This window comes from Polymorphobacter fuscus (genome assembly GCF_011927825.1).
In the GTDB taxonomy this organism is placed as follows: Bacteria; Pseudomonadota; Alphaproteobacteria; order Sphingomonadales; family Sphingomonadaceae; genus Sandarakinorhabdus; species Sandarakinorhabdus fusca.
Genome location: NZ_JAATJI010000001.1, coordinates 606,391 through 631,531 on the forward strand (window position 1 = coordinate 606,391; position 25,141 = coordinate 631,531).

Genomic DNA, 25,141 nt, shown 5'->3' on the forward strand with positions numbered 1-25,141 from the left:
CGCGAATGTGCGGCATCATCGGCATCATTTCGCACCGGCCGGTCGCCGACCGCCTCGTCGATGGTCTGCGCCGGCTCGAATATCGCGGCTATGATTCGTCAGGCGTGGCGACGATCCACGATGGTGGGCTCGATCGCCGCCGTGCCGAAGGCAAGCTCGACAATCTGGTCAAGGTGCTCGGCGCCGATCCGCTTCCCGGGGACATCGGCATCGCGCATACCCGCTGGGCAACGCATGGCGCGCCGACAACCGACAACGCGCATCCGCACGCCACAGAGGCGGTCTCGCTCGTCCACAACGGCATCATCGAGAATTTCAAGGCGTTGCGCGCCGAAGTCCTCGCCGCCGGCCGCGTGCTCGCGTCCGCAACCGATACCGAAGTGGTCGCGCATCTCCTGACCATGGCCGTCGAAGCCGGCGCAACCCCGGATGCGGCGGTTGCGGCAACGCTCAAGCGCCTGCATGGCGCTTTCAGCTTCGCCATATTGTTCGCTGCCGACACCGGCGTCATGTACGGCGCGCGCCGCGGCTCACCGCTTGTCCTTGGCTATGGCGATGGCGAGATGTTCCTGGGGTCGGACGCGCTCGGCCTTGCTCCCTTCACCAATCGCATCGCCTATCTCGAAGAAGGCGATTGGGTGCGCCTCAGCCGCGATGGCGCCCAGGTGTTCGACAGCAACGACCAGCCCGTCATCCGCCCGATCATCATTTCATCGGCTTCGGCGGCCGTGATCGAAAAGGGCAACTACCGCCACTTCATGGAGAAGGAAATCCACGAACAGCCAATCGTCGTGGCGCAGACCCTTGGCGCCTATCTCGATCCGCTCGCCGAAACCGTTTCGCTGCCCGCGCTGCCTTTCGACCTTGCCGAGGTGAAGCGCATCCAGATCGTCGCCTGCGGCACCGCACTGCTCGCCGGCCAGGTCGCGACCTATTGGCTGGAGGAACTCGCTCGCGTCCCCGTGCAGATCGAGAACGCCAGCGAATTCCGTTATCGCGATCCGGTGTACGAACCCGGCGGCCTGGCGCTGTTCATCTCGCAATCGGGCGAAACCGCCGACACGCTGGCGGCGCTGCGTCATGCCAAGGCCGGCGGCCAGTTCATCGCCGCCGTCGTCAACGTAGCCTCCTCCACTATGGCGCGGGAAGCCGACCTGCTGCTGCCCACCCATGCCGGGCCCGAAGTGGGCGTCGCCAGCACCAAGGCCTTCACCTGCCAACTCGCCGTGCTCGCGGCCTTTGCCATCGCGCTCGGCAAGGCCAAGGGCCGGGTCGACGCCGCCACCGAAGCCCGCCACGTCCGCCTGCTGACCGAGGTCCCGGCCGCGATGAACGCTGCCATGGCCGCCGAAGACACGATCACCTCGCTCGCCGTGTCGCTCAGCAAGGCGCGCGATATCCTCTACATCGGCCGCGGCCCCGACTATCCGATGGCAATGGAAGGCGCGTTGAAGCTGAAGGAAATCAGCTATATTCACGCAGAAGGTTATGCTGCGGGTGAACTCAAGCACGGCCCCATCGCGCTGATCGACGAAAATGTTCCTGTAATCGTCATCGCGCCCTCAGGCCCGCGCTTCGACAAGACGGTATCAAACATGCAGGAAGTCATGGCGCGCGGTGGCCAGGTCTGTCTGCTGTCGGATGCGGCCGGGCTGGTCGAGCATGGCGCCAGTGCTGCCGCCAGCATATTGATGCCGACGGTCGATCCGTTCATCAGCCCGTTGATCACCGCAGTCCCGATCCAGCTGCTCGCCTATCATGTCGCATTGGCAAAGGGCACCGATGTCGACCAGCCGCGCAACCTCGCCAAATCGGTGACCGTCGAATAACGTCGCGCTATTGCGCGGCGATCAGTTCGACTTCGAACAACAATGTCGCGCCGGGCGGAATGTCGCCACCGGCGCCGCGTTCGCCATAGCCGGCGGCGGGCGGCACCAGCAGTGTGCGCTTGCCGCCGACCTTCATGCCGGCCACGCCTTCATCCCAGCCCAGAATGACCTGGCCGGTCCCAAGCTGGAACACAAAGGGTTCGCCGCGGTCGCGCGAGCTGTCGAACTTCTTGCCGCGCATGCCATCCTGCCACAGCCAGCCGGTATAGTGCACGGCAACCATCTGGCCGGGCATTGCCTCGGCGCCCTTTCCCGGCGCCACATCAGTGGCACGGGTGCCGCCCGGCAGGACGATCGGTGCGGCGGCAACGGCAGCCGCTGCAATGGCGATGGCAGCAATGGGCATGTCTGTCAGGCTCCTGTGGGTGTCAGGCCGAGGCGATGGCCGAAAAACGCGATGGTGCGCGTTTCCGCTTCTTTCCCAGGCCCGCTTTCGGGAAGATGAATGGTGAGCACCGAATGGGGCGACAGGCCGGTGCCCGGTCGGGCGTCGGCGTCGTCGAGATCGATCCGTTCGAAGCGGTCGCCGAATTCGCGGGCATAACGGTCGAACCGCGCATCAGGAACATTGCGATCCGATTTGTAGCGCAGGCCCAGCAGGGTCAGGTCCTCCGTTGCGAATCGACGGCGGGCACAGGCGATCTCGTCGGCACTGGCATCGATCACGCCCTTGCTGCCGCCGATCGCAGGCATGGACGGTTGGGAAAGCACCGGCGCGATCACCGCCGGCTCGGTCATCATCGCCAGCGCAAAGCCGCCCGTGAAGCACATGCCGATGGCGCCGACCCCCGGGCCGCCGCATTCGGCATGAGCGTAGCGCGCCAGCGCGCGCAGCCAATCGACGATCGGACTCGACCGGCCACCCCTCCAGATGTTGAATTCGCGCCGCACGCAAATGGCCCCGGCGATCGATCGCAGCGCATAGGCCTTGCTCGCCGGCTTGCCGGGCGTCCCGAACAAGCTGGGCAGGAACACCGTCATCCCCGCTGCGACCAGCCGGTCGGCGAAGGCGAAGACCTGCGGGTGTAAACCCGGGATCTCGTGGATGACAATGACTGCGGGCCCATTGCCGCGCCGATACACCGGCCGCGTCCACGGCGCTGCGGTGAAATCGCTCACGGCATAATCGACCATCGGCATCGTCGTCGCTCCCGTTGCGGGCTATTCGCAGATGGCACGCAAACAGGAAATGGTGGGCCCAGCGGGATTCGAACCCGCGACCTAGCGCTTAAAAGGCGCGCGCTCTACCGATTGAGCTATGGGCCCACACGTTTTGCAACGTGGACGCGGCCTTTAGGACGCATCGCCCGCGCGCGCAACTGCCTGACGGTCGCATGACGCAGCGGATGCCGCCAATCGGGCGCAATTTCGACCAGCGGATCGAGGACGAAGCGTCGGTCCGCCATCCGCGGATGCGGCACTTGCAGTGCCCCCGAGGCAACAACGGCATCCCCCGCCGCAATGATGTCGAGATCGAGCACCCGGTCCCCCCAGCGCTTGCCGCCGCGCCGGCCGAAGTCGCGCTCGATCGCCTTGATGATGCCGAGCACGGCGCCCGGCGGCAGCGACGATGACACCGCAACAGCTGCATTGGCAAACCGCCGCCCGCCCGGCCCCAGCGGCGCGGTGGCATGGATGCGCGATTGCGCGGTGACCGCGAGGCCGTGCGCTGTCATCGCGCGCATCGCTGCCAGCACCACCGCTTCCGGCCGGCCATGGCGGCCGTGGCGCCGGTTGGACCCCAGCGCGATCAGGATGGTTGTTTCCATGTGCGCGCATCGCCTACACGCTTGCCCGATGGAAATCGACGCAGCATCCCTACCCGCCCCGCATTTGCCCTATCCGGTCTACCAGCTTCGCCCCGGCGACGCCCCGCGTGACTGCCCGCTCTGCCCCCGGCTGGTGGCGATGCGCACCGATCTGCGCGTCAAGCATCCAGGCTGGTGGAATGCTCCGGTGCCGGGGTTCGGAGACCCCGATGCCTGGCTGGCAGTGACCGGCCTCGCCCCCGGCGTCCGCGGCGCCAACCGCACCGGGCGGCCTTTCACCGGCGATGGCGCGGGCGTGTTGCTCTACAACACGCTGATCAAATTCGGGTTGGCGCACGGCACCTACGCCGCCAATGTCGAGGATGGCGTGATGCTCGACGGCATTTTCATCACCAACGCCGTGCGCTGCGTGCCCCCCGGCAACAAGCCGGACACCGCCGAAATCCACAATTGCCGGCCCTATCTCGTCGAACACTACCGCGGCCTGCCCAATCTGAAGGTCGTCATCGCGCTCGGCGGGACGGCGCATCAGTCGGCCGTCAAGGCACTCGGCGGCAAGCTGCCAAAGACTCCGTTCGGCCATGGGGCGGTGCACCGGCTTCACACCGGTTACACCATCATCGACAGCTATCACTGCTCGCAGCTCAACACCAACACCGGCCGGTTGACGACACCGATGTTCGAAGCGGTGTTCGAAGCGGCGCTCGCGATGAAGTGATGTACGAAATTGTCGACCTGCAACAGGGCAGCGCCGATTGGCTGCGCTGGCGGCACGACGGTATCGGCGCCTCCGACGCAGCGGCGCTCATGGGGCAGAATCCCTGGCGCAGCCCCGGCGCGCTATTTGCCGAAAAGGTCGCGCCGCCACGCTATGGCGCCCAGCGCCGGCAGCGGCCGCTGCCGGCGGTGGCGGACCTGTTCGGGACAGCGCCGGTCCGCGAAGACAATGGCCTGGAAGCGCAGGCACGACGGCTGTACCGCCAGCGCCACGGCAGCGACGTGGTGCCGGTCTGCCTCGCTTCGACCGACCGCCCGTGGCAGCGCGCCAGCCTCGATGGTGCCGACCTTGCCACCGGGCGCCTGCTCGAAATCAAATGCGGCGCCGCTACCTATGCTGCCGTGGCACAATCCGGCCGCGTCCCCGCACATTACATCGGCCAGTTGCAGCAAACCCTGGCCGTCACCGGCCTCGAAACGATCGACTTCTGGGTCTGGCTGCCCGGGCGGCCGCCCCTGCTGATCACCGAACGGCGGGACGACGTGTATATTGCCGAACTGAACCGCCGCGGCGCCGCCTTCTGGCAGCGTGTGCAACAGGCGCGTCAGACGTCCTGCGCCAGCCGTCCATAGAGTTCCGGCCGCCGGTCGCGGAAAAAGCCGAATGCCGCCCGATGCTTCGCCGCGAGGTCGAGGTCGAAGGTCGCCATCACCCGGCCCGGTGCCTTGTCATCGAGTTCCGAAACGATGTCGCCACGCTGATCGGCGATGAAGCTGGTGCCGTAGAAATCCTGCGCGTGCGGTGTCCCCGCTTCCTCGATCCCGACGCGGTTGCACGCCACCACCGGCACGACGTTGCTGACAGCGTGGCCCTGCATGGCGCGGCGCCACATCCGCCGCGTGTCGAGCAGCGGGTCGTGGGGTTCGCTGCCGATCGCGGTCGGGAACATCAGCACCTCGGCGCCCTGCAACATCATGTGGCGCGCAGTCTCGGGATACCATTGGTCCCAGCAAATCCCGACGCCGATCACGCCATGGCGCGTCTCCCACACCTTGAACCCGGTATTGCCCGGGCGGAAATAGAATTTTTCCTCATAGCCCGGGCCATCGGGAATATGGCTTTTGCGATAGACGCCCATGATGTTGCCGCCATCATCGATCATCGCCAGGCTATTGTAATGGTGGGGGCCATCCTTTTCGAAGAAGCTCGTCGGGATATAGGTTTTCGTTTCCAAAGCGACCTGCTGCATCGTCGCCACCGCTGGATGCTTGCCGAGCGGCAACGCGGTTGCAAACAGGCTCTCATCCTCATGCCGGCAAAAATAATGCCCTTCGAACAATTCCGGCGGCAGGATCACCTGCGCCCCGGCAGCCGCCGCATCGCGAACCGCAGCGGCGGTGTGCGCGATGTCGGTCTCGCGCACCCCGGTAAAGGCCAATTGCAGGCCGGCAACAGTGATTTCGCGCATCGTTGTCCTCAGGCAGGCTGTTGCTGGGTGATGCAGTGGAAACTGCCGCCGCCGGTGAGAATATGGTCTGCCCGAAGCCCGATACAATCCCGCCCCGGAAACAGCGCGCCGATTGCCGCCACGGCCGCCGCGTCCGATGCGGCGCCATAGGTCGGCACCACCACGACGCTGTTGGCGATATAGAAGTTCATGTGGCTGGCCGGCACGATCGCGCCATCGCGCAGCACGCGCCCCGGCGACGGCACCCCGACCACATCCAGCCCGAAATCGCGGGCGCGCTCGTGGGCGTCGCTGAAGACATCGGCATTGGGATCGTCCGCCGCCGCAACAGGCAACGCCAGCACGCCGGGCGCCACGAAGCGCGCCAGATTGTCGACATGGCCGTCGGTATGGTCGTTGAGCAACCCCTCCCCCAGCCACAATACCCGGTCGATACCCAAGTCCCGCCGCAGATGCGATTCGACTTCGACCCGGTCCATCTTGGGATTGCGGTTGGGGTTGAGCAGGCATTGTTCGGTCGTCACCGCCAGCCCGGTGCCGTCGCAATCGATGGCGCCGCCTTCCAGCACCCAGCCGTGTCTGGCCAACGGCACCCCGGCCGCCTTGGCCACGAACGCCGCCACGCCATCGTCACCGGGCAAGTCATATTTGCCGCCCCAGCCGTTGAAGCGGAACCCGGCGCCGGCCGGGCCGACCGGCGACTGCATGAACAGCGGCCCGGTGTCGCGCAGCCAGATATCGCCGAAGCCATAGGCATGGAAACCGACGTCGGCCCCGGCGAGCATGTCGCGCGCGACCGTCATCGCGGCATCGTTGGCGACGAGCAGCTCGACCCGTTCGCCCGCCGCAATCGCGCGGACCATTGCCGCAACTTCGGCCTGCGCCGGGGCAAGGTCGTCCTCCCAAAGGTCGGCGGCGCTGGGAAACGCTGTCCATGTTGCCGCATGCGGCATCCATTCGGCAGGCTGGCGTGCAGTCACTGGGTGTCCTCGCGGCTGGCAACACCGGCTGCGGGCGCCAGCGAAGCAGGATGTAGATGACCTTTGCTTGCCAGCCCGGCGAGCCCAACGCAATGTCCGACCGCCCCGTTCAGGCGTCCGGCGACCTCGGCTTGAACCCCTGCGCCACCACATACCATTCGCTCGAACCCTTGCGACTGGCAGGCGGCTTGACGTGCTTGACCGTGGCGAACGACTGTTTCAGCAACGCCGTCAGCGTGCCGTCGCCACCTCCCGCGAGCACCTTGGCAACAAAGGTCCCGCCGGGCCGCAGCAGGCGGCCTGCCATATCGAGTCCCGCCTCGATCAGCCCCATGGTGCGCAGATAGTCGGTCATCTGATGGCCGACGGTGTTGGCGGCCATGTCGGACAGCACGATATCGGCCTGCCCGCCGAGCGCGCCGAGCAGCAGCGCCTCGGTGTCGTCGTCCAATATGTCCTTCTCGAACAAGGTGACCCCGGCGATCGGCTCAATCGGCAGCAGATCGATACCGACCACCGTCGCGCGCGGCCGCCGTTCCAGCACCACCTGGCACCAGCCCCCCGGCGCCGCGCCCAGATCGACCACCCGATCGACCTGGCCGAGCAGCGAAAACTGCGCGTCGAGCTCCTTCAACTTGAAGGCGGCGCGGCTGCGATACCCCGCGGCCTTGGCAGCAGCGACATAAGGGTCGTTCAGGTGGCGGGCGAGCCACTGGTTGGACGACGTCGTGCGACGATGGGTGTTGCGCACCTTTACCTTGCCGCCGCGCGACCGCCCGCTGGGACCGTTGCCGGCGCCCGCGCCACTGCCATGGCCATTCTTGCTGCCGGTCATGATGTTGCGGTCCAGACGCCGTCGCGCGCCATCAGGCTGCGCAAAATACCCTCGCGAATGCCACGATCGGCAACGCGCACCTCCCCGCCCGGCCAACGCATCAGAATGGCATCGAGAATCGCGCACCCCGCCACGATCAGTTCGGCGCGGTCGGCGCCGACACAGGCGATCCGCGACCGCTCCTCCACGCTCCGCGCCGCGATCGACCGGCAAAGTTGCGTCATCGATTCTGTCCCCACACGGCAGCCGTCGACGCGCCGCCGGTCATAGCCGGGAAGCCCCAGTTCCACACTCGCCAGCGTGGTGATCGTCCCCGAGGTGCCAAGCAGTTGCACGTCCGCAACCTGCCGCGCCGCCAGCCGGGCAGCAAAGCGGTCGAGCAAGGGCGTCACCCGGCCCAGCATTCGGGCATAGGCAGCGGCGCGATCTTCGGCACGCGGCCATTGCGGTTCGGTTTCGGCAAGGCTGACGACCCCCCAGGGCAGGCTGATCCAGTCGAGGATTGCCGGCTGCCCGCCCTCTCCGGCCTCGGGCGACACCAGCATCAATTCGCTCGATCCGCCGCCGATGTCGAACACCAGCGCGGGCGGCCCGGCCGGATCGATCAGCGTCTGGCAGCCGAGGACCGCCAGGCGCGCTTCCTCGGCGGCGCTGATCACGTCGAGTGCAATGCCGGTTTCGGCGTAGACGCGCTCGACGAAGCGGACTCCATTGGCCGCGCGCCGGCACGCCTCTGTCGCCACGTTGCGCGTCAACCGCACATCCCGCCGCGCCAACTTGTCGGCGCACGCCGCCAATGCCGCCACCGTCCGGTCCATGGCCGCATCGGAAAGCCGACCCGATTCCATCAAGCCTTCTCCCAGGCGCACGACGCGCGAATAGGCATCGATGATGACGAAACCCTGTGGCCCGGGCTGGGCAATCAGCAGCCGGCAATTGTTGGTGCCAAGGTCGAGCGCGCCATAGCTTCGACCCCGCCGATAGCGCGGGCCGCGTGCCAGGGCCGTGGGGACCCCACGCTCCTGACCGGTGCCGGGCCGCATCGACCCGGCGGAATCGGCGTATGCCGACATGATGTTGATCCATTTCAATCACCGACGGCTCGAACAGAACCGCAGCACCTGTGGCAAAGGTAATGCGCCTTGCAAAAAAGCGCAAACCGGCCCCGCCCGGCGGTTCGGCGATTGACTTCGCACCCAGTCCTGCCTATGCGCCCCATCTCGGTCGGACGCTGGCCCAATGCCCTGTCGTCTAAAGGTAAGACTACGGACTCTGACTCCGTTAATTGAGGTTCGAATCCTCACGGGGCATCCAGCCCGCCCGACCGATGTTCCCTCTGCAAAAGCGATATTGCATCGCTCCGGGTGCCCTCTTATACGGGCCATCTTCCGTCGATTGTGGGGCAATAGCTCAGATGGGAGAGCGCAGCAATCGCACTGCTGAGGTCGGGAGTTCGATCCTCCCTTGCTCCACCAACTTCTGGCGGCCTTTTGTACATGCCTTCGCTCTCACGGCGGTGATCCCGGCTCCAGGTCACGGACTAATCCGGGCTGCAACAACGCACGATCCGACGATTGCGTCGACATAGTCGGTCGAGCACCAAGGTTTGGCGCAACCGAACGGTCAGTTGCGCTTACCGGCGCGCTGCAGGGAAACTTTCAGTGCCACGACGCTGCTCGGACAGGATGCCGATGGTCACCACTGGCGGCTGGCGCGGCGCGTCGCGACCATCACACTCACGCGGTTGGAAGCCGGTAATCCTTGTAGCGCTCCCGAAGTTCGGTCTTGAGCAGCTTGCCCGTGGCCGTATGCGGCAGATCTTCCACGATCAGCACATCGTCGGGCATCCACCATTTGGCGATCTTGCCGTCGAGATAGGCCAGCACGGCTTCCTTGGAGACAGTCGCACCCTCTTTCTGGCGCACCAGCAGGAGCGGCCGCTCGTCCCATTTCGGATGGGCGATACCGATCACCGCCGCCTCGGCGACGCCGGGCGCGCCAACAGCGGCGTTTTCAAGATCGATCGAGCTGATCCATTCGCCGCCCGACTTGATCACATCCTTCGACCGATCGACGATGTGCATGTAACCGAGGGCATCCAGCGTCGCGACATCGCCCGTATCGAACCAGCCATCGGCATCGAGCACCTGGCCGCCGTCGCCCTTGAAATAGCTGCCGACGATCCAGGGACCGCGCACCATCAACCGACCGAAATCGGTGCCGTTGCGCGGGATCTCGGCGCCGTCTTCATCGACGACCTTCATCTCGACCCCGAAAAGCCCCCGGCCCTGCTTCACACGATAGTCGATCTGCTGCTCGTAAGGCATTGCCAGGACTTCGGGCGATGCTGTGCCGACCGTACCGAGCGGCGACATTTCGGTCATGCCCCACAGCTGCATGACATGGACGCCGTGAAGGGTGTCGAACGCCTCGATCATGCTGCGCGGCACCGCCGAACCCCCGATCGCGGTGCGCTTCAGCTTGCCGAGCCCACCGCCGGCCTTTTCCAGATGCTGCAACATGCCGAGCCAGATCGTCGGCACAGCAAGTGCGACATCGACATCTTCATCGACAATCAGCTTCTGCAAGGTCGGCGCGTCGAAATGCGGGCCGCCCATCACCAGCTTCGCGCCGGCGGCGGCGGCGGTATAGGGTATGCTCCATGCGTTGGCATGGTACATCGGTGCGATGGGACAGACCACCGATGCGGCGCCCAGCCCGAACGTATCGGTCATGCACGCCGCCATCGCATGAAGGACGTTCGAGCGGTGGCTATACTGGACCCCCTTGGGGTTGCCGGTGGTGCCACTGGTATAGCAAAGTCCGGCTGCGGCGGTTTCCGGCACCGGCGTCCATGCCATCGCCGGGTCTTCGGCGGCGATCAGCTCCTCGTAGCAAAGAAGGTCGAGCGTGGAATCCGCCGGCATATGGCTGCGGTCGGTCATCAGCACGAAATGTTCGATGCTGGTCAACCGCGGCGCCAGCCGCTCGACCAGCTTGACGAAGGTCAGGTCGAAAAACAGGATCCGGTCTTCGGCATGGTTGGCGATATAGACAATCTGGTCGTCGAACAGGCGGGGGTTGATCGTATGGGCAACGCCCCCCATTCCCGAAATGCCGTACCAGCCTTCGACATGTCGATAGGTGTTCCACGCCAATGTCGCGACGCGGTCACCTGGAACAATCCCCATCCGCCGCAATGCCTCGGCCACCTGCCGGGCGCGACCATGGACGGTGCGCCAGTTGCTGCGATGCACCCCGCCTTCACACGTCAGGCTGATGACCTCGCGGTCGCCATGGTTGGTCGCCGCGTGGTCGATCAGCTTCCAGACCAGCAGCGGCCAATCCTGCATCGTGCCCAACATTGTCATCTCCCCAAAATCATTGCCCCGGACCTTAGCCACCCTGGCCCGTTTGACAACGACCGCAGTTTAGAACATATAGGGAACGTCGGGGGTTCGACGCGACACGAGATGCGACACACGATACGAAACAAGGGGTAAGACCATGATCGTCACCATCGTCATCATGCTTGCATTTGCGGCTATCCATGCGCTGGTCGCGACGATGCTGACGGAGGCGTGGCCGTCCATCATGCTGGCGCTTCGAGGCGCTGCGCCGGACGTGGCCAGGCCGGAGCGAGCGGCCGCTTACGCGGACAGCGTCGCGGCTTCGCGCTGCTGCAACCGGGCGTAGCTGCGCACTGCGAACGGAATGGTGGCGGCATAGGCGATGCAGCTCAGCGTCAGCGTCATCCACGGCGCTGAAAACAGCGCACCGGCGAACAACCCGACCGCGACCAGCGCCGGCAGACGTTGCGACGGTCGCAGCCGCAGCGACCCGAAGCTGAAGGTCGGCAGGCTGGACACCATCAGAAACGCCACCGGCAGCACGACCAGGCTGACCAGCGTTGCGCGCACGCGCGGATCGCCGAGCAGCGCTGGCTCCAGCCAGAAGGTCAGGAACAAGGGACTGAGCGTCAGTCCGGCAGCAACCGGCGCCGGCACGCCGGTCAGAAACCCGGCGCGCTTGTGCGGCTGCGGCGCCGCATCGATCTGCGCGTTGAAGCGCGCAAGTCGCAGCGCGCAGGTGACGGCGTGCGACAGAGCGATCACCCAGCCGATCCCGGGCAGATATTGCAAGGACCAGAGATAGACGATCAGCGCCGGCGCCACCCCGAAGGCGGTGACATCGGACAGCGAGTCGAGTTCCGCGCCAAACCGCGTCGCGCCCTTCAGCAAGCGCGCGATCCGTCCGTCGATGCCATCAAGAACACCGGCGACGATGATCGACGCCACCGCCTTTTCCCATTCCCCGGCAATACCGAAACGGACGCCGGTCAGTCCGAAGCACAACGCCAGCACCGTGACCGCATTCGGGATCAGGGCGCGAAGCGGTATCCCGCGCACGTGGCGCCGCGGGCGATCAATCACTGGGCTATGCCGCCGAGCAGCGCTGCGCTGCCCTGCCTGGCAAGCACGGTTTCGCCAGCCACGGCGCGCTGACCCACGATGACCGCAGGCACATAACCAGCTGGCAGATAGACATCGACCCGGCTGCCGAACCGGATCAGCCCGACCCGCTCGCCAATCGCCAGCCGCGTGCCTTCCTCGACAAAGCGCATGATCCGCCGCGCCACCAGCCCGGCGATCTGGGTGAAGGCCACACGCGTGCCGTCGGCGCTCTCGACTATGAAATATTGCCGTTCATTGTCGTCGCTGGCCTTGTCGAGATCCGCGTTCAGGAACTTGCCCGGTACATAGACAATGCGTGTCAAAGTGCCGGCGATCGGTGACCGATTCACATGGACATCGAAGACATTCATGAACACCGAAATCCGCGTACACGGGCCGGCCGACAGTCCGCCCTCGCCCGCCAACTGGCGCGGCGGCTCGACACTGGTGATCAGGCTGACCAGGCCGTCGGCAGGCGAGATAATAAGGCCGGGGTCGACCGGCGTCACCCGAATCGGATCACGAAAGAACGCCGCCACCCAGATCGTCAGGCCGGCCAACAACCAGGCCACGGCTTCCCAATGGAAGATGAACCCGGTGACGAGCACGGCCGCGGCGGCAATGCCGACGAACTTGCGCCCTTCCGGGTGCATCGACGGCAGTTTGTAACGCGCCGATTCCCCTGGAACGATTGCCAGCGGGCGATCGGGGACGGTTTCCATTTCGGTCGGCAATTCGCTTGTCATGCCTGGTGCTTTAGCCGTGTGGCACGGTGCGCGCAAATCGCCGCCGCTGCGACATGGATGACGCACGCGCTGCGGTCCGCCATAAGGCGCCGATGATACGTTCGCTTCTGGTTTTCTGTGGGTCGCGATCCGGCCATGATCCTGCCCATGCGGCGCTGGCCGAAGCACTCGGCACCCTGCTTGCGACACATGGCGTCACGCTCGTCTACGGCGGTGGCGGTGTCGGCCTGATGGGCGTCATGGCGCGTGCAGCGCTCGGCGCGGGTGGCCGTGTTGTCGGGGTGATTCCGCAAAGCCTGATGACGGTGGAAATCGCGCAGCCAGGGCTTGCAGAATTGCACGTCACCGAAACACTCCATGCCCGCAAGGCGCTGATGCATATGCACGCGGACGCAATCTTGGCGCTGCCGGGCAGCATCGGAACCCTCGACGAGCTGTTCGAATCGATGACCTGGCGCGAATTGGGTATCCATGACAAGCCGATCTGGCTGATGGGCGACAACGGCTATTGGGCGCCACTGCTGGCACTGATGCGCCATCTGACCGCCGAGGGTTTTGCGCCGGCACACCTTGACCGGCTGGCGGTGCCGCTGCCCGATCTGGCGGCCCTCGCCGCACTGCTGCCGCCGCGAAATCGCACGCCGTCAACCGGCAATTCTTGACCCCTCGCACATCGGCACCCTAGACGGGGCGGACAGCGTTTGCCCTGCGTCATCACGGGGCCGACCATGACAAGGCGTGAGGACAGCATGGCAAAGATCAAGGTCGAAAATCCCGTCGTCGAGCTCGATGGCGACGAGATGACGCGGATCATCTGGCAATGGATCCGCGAGCAGTTGATCCTGCCCTATCTCGATATCGACCTGATGTATTTTGATCTCGGCATCGAGAACCGCGACGACACCGATGACAAGGTCACGGTGCAATCGGCCAATGCCATTCGCGAATTCGGCGTCGGCGTGAAATGCGCGACCATCACGCCCGACGAAGCCCGGGTGAAGGAATTCGGACTGAAGCGCATGTGGAAGTCGCCGAACGGCACCATCCGCAACATCCTGGGCGGCGTCGTCTTCCGCGAGCCCATCGTCATCAAGTCGGTGCCCCGCCTCATCCCCGGCTGGACCGATCCCATCGTCATCGGTCGCCACGCCTTTGGCGACCAGTATCGCGCCACCGATTTTCTCGTCCCCGGCCCCGGCAAGCTGATGATGAAATGGGTCAGCCAGGATGGCGAGGAGACCATCGAGCACGAAGTGTTCGATTATCCGTCCGCGGGCGTCGCCATGGGCATGTACAACCTTGATGACTCGATCCGCGACTTCGCCCGTGCCTGCCTCAACTATGGCCTGGCGCGGCAGTGGCCCGTGTATCTGTCGACCAAGAACACCATCCTCAAGGCCTATGACGGCCGCTTCAAGGATCTGTTCGAGGAAGTCTATGTCAACGATTTCAAGGCACAATACCGCAAGGCCGGCATCGTGTACGAACATCGCCTGATCGATGACCTCGTCGCTTCGGCGCTCAAATGGTCGGGCAAGTTCGTCTGGGCCTGCAAGAATTATGATGGCGATGTGCAGTCGGACATGGTCGCGCAAGGCTTTGGTTCGCTGGGCCTGATGACCTCCATCCTCATGACCCCCGATGGCCGCACGGTGGAGGCCGAAGCGGCCCATGGCACCGTTACGCGTCACTACCGCATGCACCAGGAAGGCAAGCCGACCAGCACCAACCCGATCGCGTCGATCTTTGCATGGACCGGCGGGCTGAAGCATCGCGGCAAGCTCGATGGCACGCCAAAGGTCACCGAATTCGCCGAAACGCTGGAACGGATTTGCATCGAAACCGTCGAATCCGGTGCGATGACTAAGGATCTGGCACTGTTGATCGGGCCGGACCAAGCGTGGATGACGACCGAGAAATTCTTCGAGGCGGTGCGCTCCAATCTCGATCGGGCGATTTCGGCCGGCTGATCGAATTGAGGCTGGCGTTACGGTTGTTTCATGCCAGTCTGACCCCATGTCGTTGCCGATTGAATCTTCGGCGTTCAAGGACATCGTCATTGTCCTTGGCGCCGCCGGGCTGGTCATTCCGGCCTTTGCAGCGTTGCGCATTTCGCCCGTCGTCGGGTTCATCCTTATCGGCATCGGCGTCGGGCCGTTCGGTCTCGGCGCGCTCGCAGAGCATATTCCGCTGCTTGGCGCCTTCAGTATTTCCGATGCGGAGGTCCTGGCAGCACCGGCCGAAATCGGCATCTGCCTACTGCTGTTCGCACTCGGGCTCGAATTGTCGGTCGACCGGCTCCGAACCATGCGAAAGCTCGTGTTCGGCGTCGGGACAGCCCAGATTGTCGCCTGCGCTGCCGCGTTGATGCTCGCCATGCTGCCCCTGGGGCTCGGCGCCGGAGTTACCGCGGCCTTTGCGATTGCGTTGACCATGTCCTCGACAGCCGTCGGGCTTCAGATGCTCAGCGCAAGCGGCCGCATGGGCACGCAGGCCGGCCGCACATCGTTCGGCATATTGTTGGCGCAAGATATCGCCATCGCGCCGATCCTGCTGCTGATCACCGCCGGCAGTGCGCGCGGCGGCTTCTTCCCGTCACTCGGCATGGGCCTGCTTGCCATCGCCGGTATCATGCTTGCAGGGCGGCTGGTGGTGCCGACGCTGTTCCTTCAGGCCGCGCGCACGCGCCGGCCCGAACTGTTTCTCGCCGCCTCGCTTGTCGTGCTGATCGGCAGCGCTGCCGCCGCGACGAGCGTTGGCATTTCGCCCGCCATCGGCGCGCTCATCGCCGGTGCCATGCTCGCCGAAACCGATTACCGCCGCCAGATCGAAGCCGCTATCGCGCCGTTCCAGGGTCTGTTGCTCGGGGTGTTCCTGATCTGGGTGGGGATGCAACTCGACCTTGCCGCCGTCGTGGCCGACCCGCTTCTGGTCATCGGCGGCGTCATTGCGGTCTGCGTGGTGAAGGGGCTGACGATGTTCGCGGTCCTGCGTCGCTTCGGCCGCGGTGCCGGTGTTTCGGCCCATGTCGCGGCCTTGCTCGCCGCACCATCGGAAACCAGCCTCATCCTGCTCGGCACGGCATCAGCGATCGGCCTTACCGGCGGGCAGCCGGCACAGACCGCGCTGCTCATCACCGGCCTGGCGCTTGCGTTGGCGCCGCTGCTCGGTATTCTCGGGCAGCGGCTGGAAGCGCACCTTGGTCATGCGCCATCGCCCGAACGACATGACGAAATCCCGGTGCCGGGGCGGACGATCATTATCGGCTTCGGTCGCGTCGGACAGCTGGTGGCAGCGATGCTCGATGCCCATGGCAAGCCTTATCTGGCGGTGGACAGTGACCCCGATGAGGTTGCGCGGCTGCGGCTCGAAGGCAGATCCGTCGTTTACGGCGATGCTCGGCGCCCCGAACTGCTTAGCCAGCTCGGCCTTGAATCGGCGCGGGCTGTTGTCCTCACCATCGATGCCGCCCAAAGCCTCGAAACCCTCGTACGCCTCATCCGGGAGCGCTACCCCGATCTCAGCGTCGTGGTGCGCGCCCGTGATGCCGATCATGCCAGCCAACTCTACAACCTGGGTGCTAGCGAGGCGGTCCCGGAAACGGTCGAATCGAGCCTGCAGCTCGCCGAAGCCGTTCTCGTCGACCTTGGTGTCGCCATGGGGCCTGTCATCGCCTCCATTCACGAAAAGCGCGCCGAACTTCGCGAGCGGATCCAGGCCGGCGCAAACCAGCGGATCCGTCCGACGCTGCGCAGCCGCGCGCGGTCAGCGCTGCCGCGGGAGGAAACATGAGCGCGGCGGACGGCGGCTGACAAGATGTTGCGTGACGTCGGGCGCCGGCAGGTGCGCTACGTCGTAGTGGAGGCACAAGTCGCCGGCCGCGGCGTTGGCGGCGAGGGGCGCTTTTGCCGAACGCCTGCCTTGACTATTTCCTCATCATGAAATGGCAGCGACCGGAGCGGTGATGGGCTGATCGGCCAATGACTGGCGAACGGCAGCAATAGCGTCCGCGGCCTTGCTACCCTCGGGCCCCCCGGCCTGGGCGAAATCTGCCCGGCCACCACCACCCTGGCCGCCAAGCACAGCCGAAGCGGTGCGAACAAGATCGACCGCGGATCGCATGTCCTTCAGATCATCGGTCACGCCGACTGCGACCGACCCTCGTCCGTCGTTCACCGCCACGAGAACAACGACGCCCGACCCCAGGGTCTGCTTCGCCTCGTCGATCAGACCGCGCAAATTCTTTGCTTCCAGCCCTTCGAGAACCTGGCCGATGAAGCCGACGCCGCCGACGATTTCCGGACCCGTGCTCGCACCGGCCGATGGCGGGCCGGCAAGCGCCAGCGCTCTTTTGGCTTCGGCCAGTTCGCGCTCAAGCCTGCGACGTTCTTCGGCCCAGACTTCGATCCGCGCCGGCACTTCGTCAGGCCGAACCTTCATCGCCGTCGCCGCTGCACGCAGCCGGTTTTCCTGGTCGTTCAGATACTGCCGCGCGGCCTCGCCCGTCAGCGCTTCGATACGACGGACACCGCTTGCCACCGCCGATTCGGATGTGATCTTGAACAGGCCGATGTCGCCCAATGCGTTGACATGGGTGCCTCCGCACAGTTCCGTCGAATAAATGGCTTCGTCGTCGCCGCCCATGCTCAGCACGCGGACCTCGTCGCCATATTTTTCGCCGAACAGCGCCAGCGCTCCGGCTGCAATTGCCGCGTCGGGCGTCATCAGCCGCGTGGACACGGCGCGGTTGCCGCGAATCTGCGCGTTCACCTCCGCTTCGACAGCGGCAATGTCGTCGGGCGTCAACGCCCGCGGCTGGCTGAAGTCGAAGCGCAAGCGATCGGCGGCAACAAGCGAACCCTTCTGCGTCACATGCCCTCCGAGCCGGTGGCGCAGCGCGGCATGCAAAAGATGGGTCGCCGAATGGTTGGCGCGCAATCGGGCGCGCTTGTCGGCATCGACCGTCAGCGTCACCGTATCGCCGACCGTAATCGTCCCGCTGGTCACGGTCGCATGATGAACATGCAATTTTCCAAGCGGCTTCGATGTATCGCGCACCGCTGCTTCCATGTCCTCGCCGACGATCGAGCCCGCGTCACCCGCCTGCCCGCCCGACTCACCGTAAAAAGGCGACTGGTTGGTCACGATATCGACGTCGGCGCCCGCCTCGACCTGCCGCACCTGCTTGCCGCCCTGGACCAGCGCGACGACCTGGGCCTGGCCCCGGGTGCTGCTGTAGCCCGTGAATTCGGTCGCCCCCGACGCCTCGACGATATCGAACCAGACCGTGTCGGACGCCTTGGCACCGCTCCCCGTCCACGCGGCGCGGGCAGCGCGCTTCTGTTCGGCCATCGCCGTGTCGAAACCGGCGCGGTCGACCGATAGGCCGTTCGCGCGCAACGCATCCTCGGTCAGGTCATAAGGGAAGCCGAACGTGTCGTAGAGCTTGAACGCCACATCGCCGGGCAGAATGTCGCCCGGGCCCATTTTGGCTGTCGCCTCATCGAGCAATCGCAGCCCATTGACCAATGTCTGGCGAAAGCGCGTCTCCTCGAGCTTCAGCGTTTCCTCGATCAACGGCTGGGCGCGCGCCAATTCGGGAAATGCGACCCCCATTTCGGCGACAAGCGCGGGGACAAGCCGGTACATCAATGGCTCGGCCGCACCCAAAAGATGCGCGTGGCGCATGGCGCGCCGCATGATGCGCCGCAGGACATAGCCACGGCCCTCGTTCGAAGGAAGCACGCCATCGGCCACCAGGAAACCCGAGGCACGCAGATGGTCGGCGATGATCCGGTGTGACGCAATTTGACCCGCATTCGCTGCCGGCTGCGTTCGCTCCTCGCTGGCGCGGATTAAGGCCTTGAACGTGTCCGTATCGTAATTGTCATGGACGCCTTGCAGCACGGCGGCGATGCGCTCGAGCCCCATGCCGGTGTCGATGCTCGGCCGCGGCAGATCGAGGCGCGTCGCGGCGTCGACCTGCTCATACTGCATGAAGACCAGGTTCCAGATTTCGACGAACCTGTCCCCGTCCTCGTCGGGACTGCCGGGAGGGCCGCCCGGAATATGATCACCGTGGTCGTAGAAAATTTCCGAACAGGGACCGCACGGACCGGTATCGCCCATCGACCAGAAATTGTCGTTGGTTGCGATCCGGATGATGCGCTCGTCGGGAAGACCGGCGATGCTCTTCCAAAGCGCAGCCGCCTCGTCATCGGTGTGGTAGACGGTGACGGTCAGCTTTTCCGCCGGGATGCCCCATTCCTTGGTCAGCAACGTCCAGGCAAGTTCGATCGCCTGCGGCTTGAAATAGTCGCCGAAGCTGAAATTTCCCAGCATTTCGAAGAACGTGTGGTGCCGGGCGGTGTATCCGACATTGTCCAGATCATTGTGCTTGCCACCGGCACGGACGCACTTCTGGGACGAGACCGCGGTCGAATAGGGCCGTGATTCCAGTCCTGTGAAGACATTCTTGAAGGGCACCATGCCGGCGTTGACGAACATCAGCGTCGGGTCGTTCTGCGGCACCAACGGCGCCGACGGTACAATGCGATGCCCGGCCCTGCCGAAATAGTCGAGAAAGCTGCGGCGAATGTCGTTGCTGGTGATCATGGCTCAGGACTTAGGCGACCGCACGGCGATGCTCAAGGACCAGTGACATTGCGACCAGTGCCATCAGGCACGCGCCGAAACGAGCCAGACCGCCGCGGGCAGCCCGACCCCGTCCTCCGTCCGATATGGTGAGAGTGCCGCCGCCAGCAGGCCGGGCGCCGCGGCTTCGGCGGCAGCGCCGGCATCGCGCACCGCACGCGCGGCCGGGCCGATCCGCAAATTAAAGTTCACGGCTGCCGCGACAGGATCATCCCCATCCCCGACAAGCATCGAGAATGGGAGGTCGTCGAAGGCAATATCCTGCCATCCTGCCGCGCTCAATATGGCGTGCACATGCTCGGGTTCGGCGAAGGCAAAAGGCCCCGGAGTGTTCGGGTCTACGGCGGGCACGTTGGGCAACAGGCCGGCCAACGCCTGCATCGGCAATTTCGCCCACAAATTCTCGGACGGCGACTGCCAACAGGCAAAACACAGGCGACCCCCCGGTGCCGCCAGTTGACGCAGATTGGCGAATGCCGCGACGGGATCGGCAAAGAACATGACGCCAAAACGCGACAGGATCAGGTCGAAGCCAGCGTCGTCGTAGGTCGCAGCATCAGCCGCCAGAAAATCGGCTTCGACCAGCAGTTCCTCGGCCCGCTCCCGCGCCTTGGCCAGCAACGACTCCGACACATCAATCCCGAGCGCGCTGCCGTCCTCGCCCACGGCCCCCGCCAGCGCCAGGGTCGTCTCACCACTGCCGCAACCGACATCGAGGACATCTTCCCCCGGCTGCGGTGCCGCCACCGACAATAGTGCGACCGTGACCGGTGTGAAGGCACGGTCGAGCCGATCCTGCATCCGCGCCCAAGTGTCGCCGACCTTGCTGTTCCAATATTCGATCTGATCGGCGTTCGACATCCAGGACCTACATCTCGCTATCGGCATCGTCCGCATCGGGGCCGGCCATCAGCGCGTCTGAAATCCCGGCGGCATTGTCGCGGATCACCTTCTCGATCTTGTCCGCCATCTCGGGATGTTCCTTGAGGAACTTCTTGGCATTCTCACGGCCCTGGCCGATCCGGATCGAATCGTGGCTGAACCATGCGCCCGATTTTTCGACAACCCCTGCCTTGACGCCAAGGTCCAGAATTTCGCCCAGTTTCGACACGCCTTCGCCGTACATGATGTCGAATTCGACCTGCTTGAACGGCGGCGCCACCTTGTTCTTGACGACCTTGACCCGCGTCGTGTTGCCGACGACCTCGTCGCGGTCCTTGATCTGGCCGGTGCGGCGAATGTCGAGACGTACCGACGCATAGAACTTCAGCGCATTCCCACCGGTCGTCGTTTCCGGGTTGCCGTACATCACGCCGATCTTCATGCGCAGCTGGTTGATAAAGATCACCGTGCAACGCGACCGGCTGATCGACCCGGTCAACTTGCGCAGCGACTGGCTCATCAACCGTGCCTGCAGGCCGACATGGCTGTCGCCCATTTCGCCTTCGATCTCGGCCCGCGGCACGAGCGCCGCCACCGAATCGATGACCAGCACGTCAATGGCATTGGACCGCACCAGCGTGTCGACAATCTCCAGCGCCTGCTCGCCGGTGTCCGGCTGCGATACGATCAATTCGTCGATGTTGACGCCCAGCTTCTTGGCATAGGCAGGGTCAAGCGCGTGTTCGGCGTCGACAAAGGCTGCCGTACCGCCACCCTTCTGGGCCTCGGCAATGGCATGAAGCGCCAATGTCGTCTTGCCCGAGCTTTCCGGCCCATAGATTTCGATGACGCGACCACGCGGCAGGCCGCCAATGCCAAGCGCGATGTCGAGCCCGAGCGACCCGGTGGAAATCGCCTCCACCTCCATTGTCTCGCGGGACCCGAGCTTCATCACCGAGCCCTTGCCGAACGCCCTGTCGATCTGCGCCAATGCCGCTTCCAGCGCCTTGGCCCGATTGTCTGCTGCTGCCATGCTCGCGCCCACCACCTTCAATGCCGCCGCCATCTTGATTCCCTTCGTAAACGTCTGCCAAACCGCGTCAATGGCCCATGTGTATCCTTTTTGTTCTTGCAGAACAAGTGCAGAACAGAAGATTCACGCGCGCAATGGCACGACTTCGGCGATGGCGTCCATCAGCTCCATCAGCGAAAAGGGCTTGGGCAGGAAATGCACGCCCTGGGCATCGGCGGCGCGGTGCAGCGGCATTTCGGCATAGCCGGACATCAGCACCAGCGGCAGGTCGGGCCGCATGACCCGCGCCCGTGCAGCCAGCTCCACGCCGTCGATCCCCGGCATCATCACGTCCGACACCAGGATATCGAATGCTTCGGGCGATTCCAGCAGGACCAGCGCCGGGTCCGCCGAGCCCACGGCGACCACGGTGAGCCCCATGCGCTGCAGCGCGCGGTCGAATGTCACGCGCACCGCGCCGTCATCTTCCACCAGCAGGACCCGAAGGCCGCGAAGCCGACCATGGTCGACCGGCGCCGGCGCCACCGACAATGTCGGCACCTCCTGCTCGGGCTTGGGTGCCGCTGGAAGATAGATGCTGAACATCGTGCCATGGCCAATGTCGGCCGGGTTCGCAAAGACATAGCCGCCGCTCTGCTTGACGATGCCATAGACGGTCGACAGGCCCAGCCCGGTCCCCTGCCCCATCGGCTTGGTGGTGAAGAACGGCTCGAAGATCTTGCCGGCAATCTCGGGGGGGATCCCGGTGCCGCTGTCGATGATGTCGAGCCGCACATGATCCGATCGCGGAATGATCCGGTGACCTTCCTCCTCGATCGCCTCGGCCGGAATCTCGGCAAAGCGGATCGTCAGCCGACCGTTGCCCCCCATGGCGTCGCGGGCATTCACTGCCAGATTGACGATGACCTGCTCGATCTGGCCGGAGTCGGCCAGCACGGCCGACTGTAGCGGCGTACCTTCGATGGCGACGCTGATCGCCGGGCCGACAAGCTGCCCGACGAGCGGCCGCAAGCCTTCGATGACTTGTTCGAGGTCGAGAAGCTGCTGGCGCTGTGGCTGCTGCCGGGCAAAGGCGAGCAACTGTTCGACAAGCGCAGCGGCGCGCAACCCGTTGCGACGGATTTCGGTCAGCGGCCCATTATCCTCCCCATCCGGGTGCCGCGCCAGCAACTGGTCGGTCAGGATCAGCACCGCCGTCAGGATATTGTTGAAGTCATGCGCGACACCGCCGGCAAGCTGGCCGACCGCCTGCATCCGTGTGGCCGCTGCCACCTGCGCCTCGACTCGCAACTGCTCGCGGATATCGCGCAGCGAAATGATGATCGAAAAGCCGATCCCGGGCGGCATAGCCTGCAACAGAATGAGCTGACTTTCCTCGGGTCGTCCGAGAACGGCGGCGCGCACCTCCACCGACTCGCGGGTCGCGAGCACCTTGTCGAAGGCGGCGCGCATGGCCGGCCGCGCCTCCGCGACAACCATCGATTCGACGGTATCACCGACGATCTCGTCCGCGCCGACGGTGATGCGGAACGCCTCGTTGCGCACCATGATATTGCCTTCGGCGTCGGTCATCGCGACCGCCAGAGGCAGGCCGCTGACGACATGGCCCGCCATCAGCCGGGCGCCGCCGGTCGAAAACGGCGCCGGCCAGCCACGCGGTGCTGCGCCCGCCAGAGGCAGAAACTCAGCCGTAGCGCTGTTCCGTCCAGGGGTCGCCTTCATTGTGATAGCCGCGGGTTTCCCAGAACCCGGGCTTGTCGGCTGTGACGATTTCGATGCGTTTCAGCCATTTGGCCGATTTCCACAGATACCAGCGCGGGATGATTGCGCGCACCGGTCCCCCATGTTCGCGGCTGATCGGGGCGCCGTCATGGCTGTGCGCCAACAGGCAGTCATCCTCGGCAAAGTGGTCGAGACGAACGTTGGTCGTGTAACCGTCATAGCCGTGCAGGATCACATGCGTGGCCCCTGGCAACGGCTGCGCCACCGCCAGCAGCTGCTGGGTGGAAACGCCTTGCCAGCGATTGTCGTAGCGCGACCATTGGGTCACGCAGTGAATGTCGGATACATCCTCGAACACCGGTTGCGCCATCAGTGCGTCCCAGTCCCAGACCAGCGGATTGACCACGGCGCCATCGACCGTCAGCCGCCATTCGGCGCGAGTCACATCGGGCTGGATGCCAAGGTCGAGCACAGGCCAGTTGGTCACCAGCCGCTGGCCCGGCGGCAGGCGGTTGGCATGTTCCTCGTCGCTGGTGCCGGTCAGCAACCGACCGGCGCGCGCCCACGCCTGTTTGACGGCAACCAGCTTGTCCCGGAAGCCACCCTCGTCCGTCATCACCCCCGCTCCCGCATGATCCGCGCCGCATCGCGTTTCCAATCGCGCGTCTTCTCGGTCTCGCGCTTGTCGTGAAGCTGCTTGCCCTTGCCCAATGCCAGTTCCACCTTCGCGCGACCCCGGTCGTTGAAATAGATCGACAGCGGAATCAGCGTCATCCCCTGCCGCGCCACCGCCGACCCCATCTTGTGGATCTGGCGCTCGTGCAGCAACAGCTTTCGCGGCCGTTTCGGTTCATGGTTGAAACGGTTGCCATGGCTGAATTCGGGGATATTGGCGTTGACCAGCCACATCTGCCCGTCTTTCAGCTCGGCATAGGCCTCGGCGATGCTGCCTTCGCCGCCGCGCAGCGCCTTCACCTCGGTGCCGGCCAGCGCGATCCCGGCCTCCACCACATCCTCGATGAAATATTCATACCGTGCCCGCCGGTTCTCGGCGACGGTCTTGACCTTGACGGTGTCCTTGTGCGGCCGTGCCATCAGGCAAGCCCGGCGCGGGCAAGGCCGGCGTCGACTGCCGCCTTCGATGCCGCCGACGGCGCGACGATCGGCAGGCGCACGTCGCCCGCCATCCGGCCCAGCCGCGCCAGCGCATATTTCGTCGGCCCGGGGCTTGCATCGCTGAACAGCGCCGCGTGCAGCGGATAAAGCCGGTCGTTGATGGCAAGCGCAGTGCGGAAATCGCCCGCCAGCGTCGCCGCCTGGAACTGCGCGCACAGTCGCGGCGCGACATTGGCCGTGACCGAAATCGCGCCGATGCCGCCCATGGCGTTGAAGCCCAATGCCATGTCGTCGTTGCCCGAAAGCTGGACAAAATCCGCTCCGCAGGCTTCGCGCTGCGCCGACACCCGGGCCAGATTGCCGGTCGCATCCTTGACGCCGATCACGCTCGGCAACTGCGCCAGCACCGCCATCGTCTCGGTGGTCATGTCCGCCACCGATCGGCCGGGGATATTGTAGATGATGATCGGCAGTGTCGATGCCGCGGCCAAGGCCTCGAAATGCGCGATGAGCCCGGCCTGCGACGGCTTGTTGTAATAGGGCACGACGATCAGGGCCGCATCGGCGCCGGCTTTCTCGGCATGGGCCATATGGGCGATCGCCGTCGCCGTATCGTTGGAACCGCAGCCGGCGATCACCGGCACCCGGCCGGCCGCGACCTCCACCGTCCGGGTGATGACGGCATAATGTTCGGCGTGCGTCAGGGTCGGCGATTCGCCGGTCGTCCCGCACGGCACCAGCCCGCTGCTGCCCTCGGTCACCTGCCAGTCGATGAACGCCGCCAGCGCGTCGAAATCCACCGCGCCGTCGCGAAACGGCGTCACCAGCGCCGGGATCGAACCCCGGATATTCAGTCCGCCATCAACGCCGGGCAC

At 65.1% G+C, this 25,141-nt stretch carries 24 protein-coding genes and 3 tRNA genes; 9 read left to right on the forward strand and 18 right to left on the reverse strand.

All coding sequences use genetic code 11. The features are described 5' to 3' along the window. Nucleotides 1-5: 5 nt before the first annotated feature. Nucleotides 6-1,829, forward strand: coding sequence for a glutamine--fructose-6-phosphate transaminase (isomerizing) (glmS, locus tag GGQ62_RS02930; protein WP_152576568.1), 1,824 nt, complete (start codon nt 6-8; stop codon nt 1,827-1,829). A 7-nt stretch (nt 1,830-1,836) separates the two neighbouring features. Here glmS and GGQ62_RS02935 read toward each other — a convergent pair whose 3' ends face one another. The 4 genes from GGQ62_RS02935 to folK form a co-directional block, all read right to left on the reverse strand. After that, nucleotides 1,837-2,235, reverse strand: a complete 399-nt coding sequence (locus tag GGQ62_RS02935) for an FKBP-type peptidyl-prolyl cis-trans isomerase (protein WP_152576567.1) — start codon at nt 2,233-2,235, stop codon at nt 1,837-1,839. Nucleotides 2,236-2,240: 5 nt separating this feature from the next. Further along, entirely contained in the window at nt 2,241-3,029 is a 789-nt protein-coding gene (locus GGQ62_RS02940; protein WP_152576566.1) for a dienelactone hydrolase family protein, read from the reverse strand. Nucleotides 3,030-3,079: 50 nt separating this feature from the next. After that, nucleotides 3,080-3,155: transfer RNA gene (locus GGQ62_RS02945), tRNA-Lys, on the reverse strand. Beyond that, nucleotides 3,146-3,658, reverse strand: coding sequence for a 2-amino-4-hydroxy-6-hydroxymethyldihydropteridine diphosphokinase (gene folK / locus GGQ62_RS02950; protein ID WP_152576565.1), 513 nt, complete (start codon nt 3,656-3,658; stop codon nt 3,146-3,148). Before folK ends, GGQ62_RS02945 begins: the two co-directional genes overlap by 10 nt. A 28-nt stretch (nt 3,659-3,686) precedes the next feature. Between folK and GGQ62_RS02955 the strand changes: the two genes are divergently transcribed. Beyond that, a complete protein-coding gene (locus tag GGQ62_RS02955; RefSeq protein WP_152576564.1) occupies nt 3,687-4,376 on the forward strand; it encodes a uracil-DNA glycosylase in 690 nt (229 codons plus the stop codon). Continuing rightward, a complete protein-coding gene (locus GGQ62_RS02960; protein WP_152576563.1) occupies nt 4,376-5,008 on the forward strand; it encodes a lambda-exonuclease family protein in 633 nt (210 codons plus the stop codon). The genes GGQ62_RS02955 and GGQ62_RS02960 overlap by 1 nt, the downstream gene beginning before the upstream one ends. On the opposite strand, the gene aguB is transcribed toward GGQ62_RS02960, so the two are convergent. The 4 genes from aguB to GGQ62_RS02980 form a co-directional block, all read right to left on the reverse strand. Then, nucleotides 4,981-5,844 carry an N-carbamoylputrescine amidase gene (aguB, locus tag GGQ62_RS02965; protein WP_152576562.1) on the reverse strand — a complete coding sequence of 288 codons (864 nt, stop codon included), beginning with the start codon at nt 5,842-5,844 and terminating at the stop codon, nt 4,981-4,983. The two genes, GGQ62_RS02960 and aguB, sit on opposite strands and share 28 nt — an antisense overlap. An 8-nt stretch (nt 5,845-5,852) precedes the next feature. Next, entirely contained in the window at nt 5,853-6,824 is a 972-nt protein-coding gene (locus tag GGQ62_RS02970; RefSeq protein ID WP_243446602.1) for an agmatine deiminase family protein, read from the reverse strand. 109 nt (nt 6,825-6,933) lie between these two features. Further along, a complete protein-coding gene (locus tag GGQ62_RS02975) occupies nt 6,934-7,659 on the reverse strand; it encodes an RlmE family RNA methyltransferase (RefSeq protein WP_152576560.1) in 726 nt (241 codons plus the stop codon). Then, on the reverse strand, nt 7,656-8,732 hold the full coding sequence (locus GGQ62_RS02980) for a Ppx/GppA phosphatase family protein (RefSeq protein WP_152576559.1): 1,077 nt from the start codon (nt 8,730-8,732) through the stop codon (nt 7,656-7,658). Before GGQ62_RS02980 ends, GGQ62_RS02975 begins: the two co-directional genes overlap by 4 nt. Before the next feature lie 167 nt (nt 8,733-8,899). Between GGQ62_RS02980 and GGQ62_RS02985 the strand changes: the two genes are divergently transcribed. Both GGQ62_RS02985 and GGQ62_RS02990 read left to right on the forward strand, forming a co-directional pair. Further along, nucleotides 8,900-8,973: transfer RNA gene (locus tag GGQ62_RS02985), tRNA-Gln, on the forward strand. A gap of 85 nt (nt 8,974-9,058) precedes the next feature. Next, nucleotides 9,059-9,134, forward strand: a tRNA-Ala gene (locus tag GGQ62_RS02990). Nucleotides 9,135-9,395: 261 nt separating this feature from the next. Here the strand turns inward: GGQ62_RS02990 and GGQ62_RS02995 are convergent. Next, nucleotides 9,396-11,024 (reverse strand): long-chain-fatty-acid--CoA ligase, encoded by a 1,629-nt coding sequence (locus GGQ62_RS02995; protein WP_152576558.1) that lies wholly within the window; start codon nt 11,022-11,024, stop codon nt 9,396-9,398. 142 nt (nt 11,025-11,166) lie between these two features. Here GGQ62_RS02995 and GGQ62_RS03000 point away from each other — a divergent pair, with 142 nt between their 5' ends. Beyond that, on the forward strand, nt 11,167-11,355 hold the full coding sequence (locus tag GGQ62_RS03000) for a hypothetical protein (protein WP_152576557.1): 189 nt from the start codon (nt 11,167-11,169) through the stop codon (nt 11,353-11,355). On the opposite strand, the gene GGQ62_RS03005 is transcribed toward GGQ62_RS03000, so the two are convergent. Together GGQ62_RS03005 and GGQ62_RS03010 are read right to left on the reverse strand one after the other, a co-directional pair. Further along, nucleotides 11,310-12,068 (reverse strand): CDP-alcohol phosphatidyltransferase family protein, encoded by a 759-nt coding sequence (locus GGQ62_RS03005; RefSeq protein ID WP_243446601.1) that lies wholly within the window; start codon nt 12,066-12,068, stop codon nt 11,310-11,312. The genes GGQ62_RS03000 and GGQ62_RS03005 overlap by 46 nt on opposite strands. Before the next feature lie 20 nt (nt 12,069-12,088). Beyond that, nucleotides 12,089-12,859, reverse strand: coding sequence for a phosphatidylserine decarboxylase (locus GGQ62_RS03010; RefSeq protein WP_424022203.1), 771 nt, complete (start codon nt 12,857-12,859; stop codon nt 12,089-12,091). Between the two features lie 92 nt (nt 12,860-12,951). Here GGQ62_RS03010 and GGQ62_RS03015 point away from each other — a divergent pair, with 92 nt between their 5' ends. The 3 genes from GGQ62_RS03015 to GGQ62_RS03025 all read left to right on the forward strand — a co-directional run bounded on the left by GGQ62_RS03015 (nt 12,952) and on the right by GGQ62_RS03025 (nt 16,651). Further along, a complete protein-coding gene (locus GGQ62_RS03015; protein WP_243445972.1) occupies nt 12,952-13,521 on the forward strand; it encodes an LOG family protein in 570 nt (189 codons plus the stop codon). An 87-nt stretch (nt 13,522-13,608) separates the two neighbouring features. Continuing rightward, complete coding sequence (locus tag GGQ62_RS03020; protein WP_152576554.1) at nt 13,609-14,829, forward strand: NADP-dependent isocitrate dehydrogenase; 1,221 nt, start codon at nt 13,609-13,611, stop codon at nt 14,827-14,829. A 46-nt stretch (nt 14,830-14,875) separates the two neighbouring features. Next, nucleotides 14,876-16,651, forward strand: coding sequence for a cation:proton antiporter domain-containing protein (locus GGQ62_RS03025; protein ID WP_152576553.1), 1,776 nt, complete (start codon nt 14,876-14,878; stop codon nt 16,649-16,651). Between the two features lie 144 nt (nt 16,652-16,795). On the opposite strand, the gene alaS is transcribed toward GGQ62_RS03025, so the two are convergent. The 7 genes from alaS to dapA all read right to left on the reverse strand — a co-directional run bounded on the left by alaS (nt 16,796) and on the right by dapA (nt 25,141). Further along, nucleotides 16,796-19,474, reverse strand: a complete 2,679-nt coding sequence (gene alaS / locus GGQ62_RS03030; RefSeq protein ID WP_152576552.1) for an alanine--tRNA ligase — start codon at nt 19,472-19,474, stop codon at nt 16,796-16,798. Nucleotides 19,475-19,537: 63 nt separating this feature from the next. Beyond that, nucleotides 19,538-20,374, reverse strand: a complete 837-nt coding sequence (locus GGQ62_RS03035; RefSeq protein ID WP_167649450.1) for a class I SAM-dependent methyltransferase — start codon at nt 20,372-20,374, stop codon at nt 19,538-19,540. A gap of 7 nt (nt 20,375-20,381) precedes the next feature. Then, nucleotides 20,382-21,461, reverse strand: a complete 1,080-nt coding sequence (gene recA, locus GGQ62_RS03040; RefSeq protein ID WP_152576550.1) for a recombinase RecA — start codon at nt 21,459-21,461, stop codon at nt 20,382-20,384. Between the two features lie 90 nt (nt 21,462-21,551). Continuing rightward, a complete protein-coding gene (locus GGQ62_RS03045) occupies nt 21,552-23,150 on the reverse strand; it encodes a hybrid sensor histidine kinase/response regulator (protein ID WP_152576549.1) in 1,599 nt (532 codons plus the stop codon). Further along, entirely contained in the window at nt 23,113-23,766 is a 654-nt protein-coding gene (locus GGQ62_RS03050; RefSeq protein WP_152576548.1) for a sulfite oxidase-like oxidoreductase, read from the reverse strand. Before GGQ62_RS03050 ends, GGQ62_RS03045 begins: the two co-directional genes overlap by 38 nt. Further along, on the reverse strand, nt 23,766-24,245 hold the full coding sequence (gene smpB, locus GGQ62_RS03055) for an SsrA-binding protein SmpB (protein WP_152576547.1): 480 nt from the start codon (nt 24,243-24,245) through the stop codon (nt 23,766-23,768). Before smpB ends, GGQ62_RS03050 begins: the two co-directional genes overlap by 1 nt. Further along, nucleotides 24,245-25,141 (reverse strand): 4-hydroxy-tetrahydrodipicolinate synthase, encoded by an 897-nt coding sequence (gene dapA, locus GGQ62_RS03060; protein ID WP_481133119.1) that lies wholly within the window; start codon nt 25,139-25,141, stop codon nt 24,245-24,247. Before dapA ends, smpB begins: the two co-directional genes overlap by 1 nt.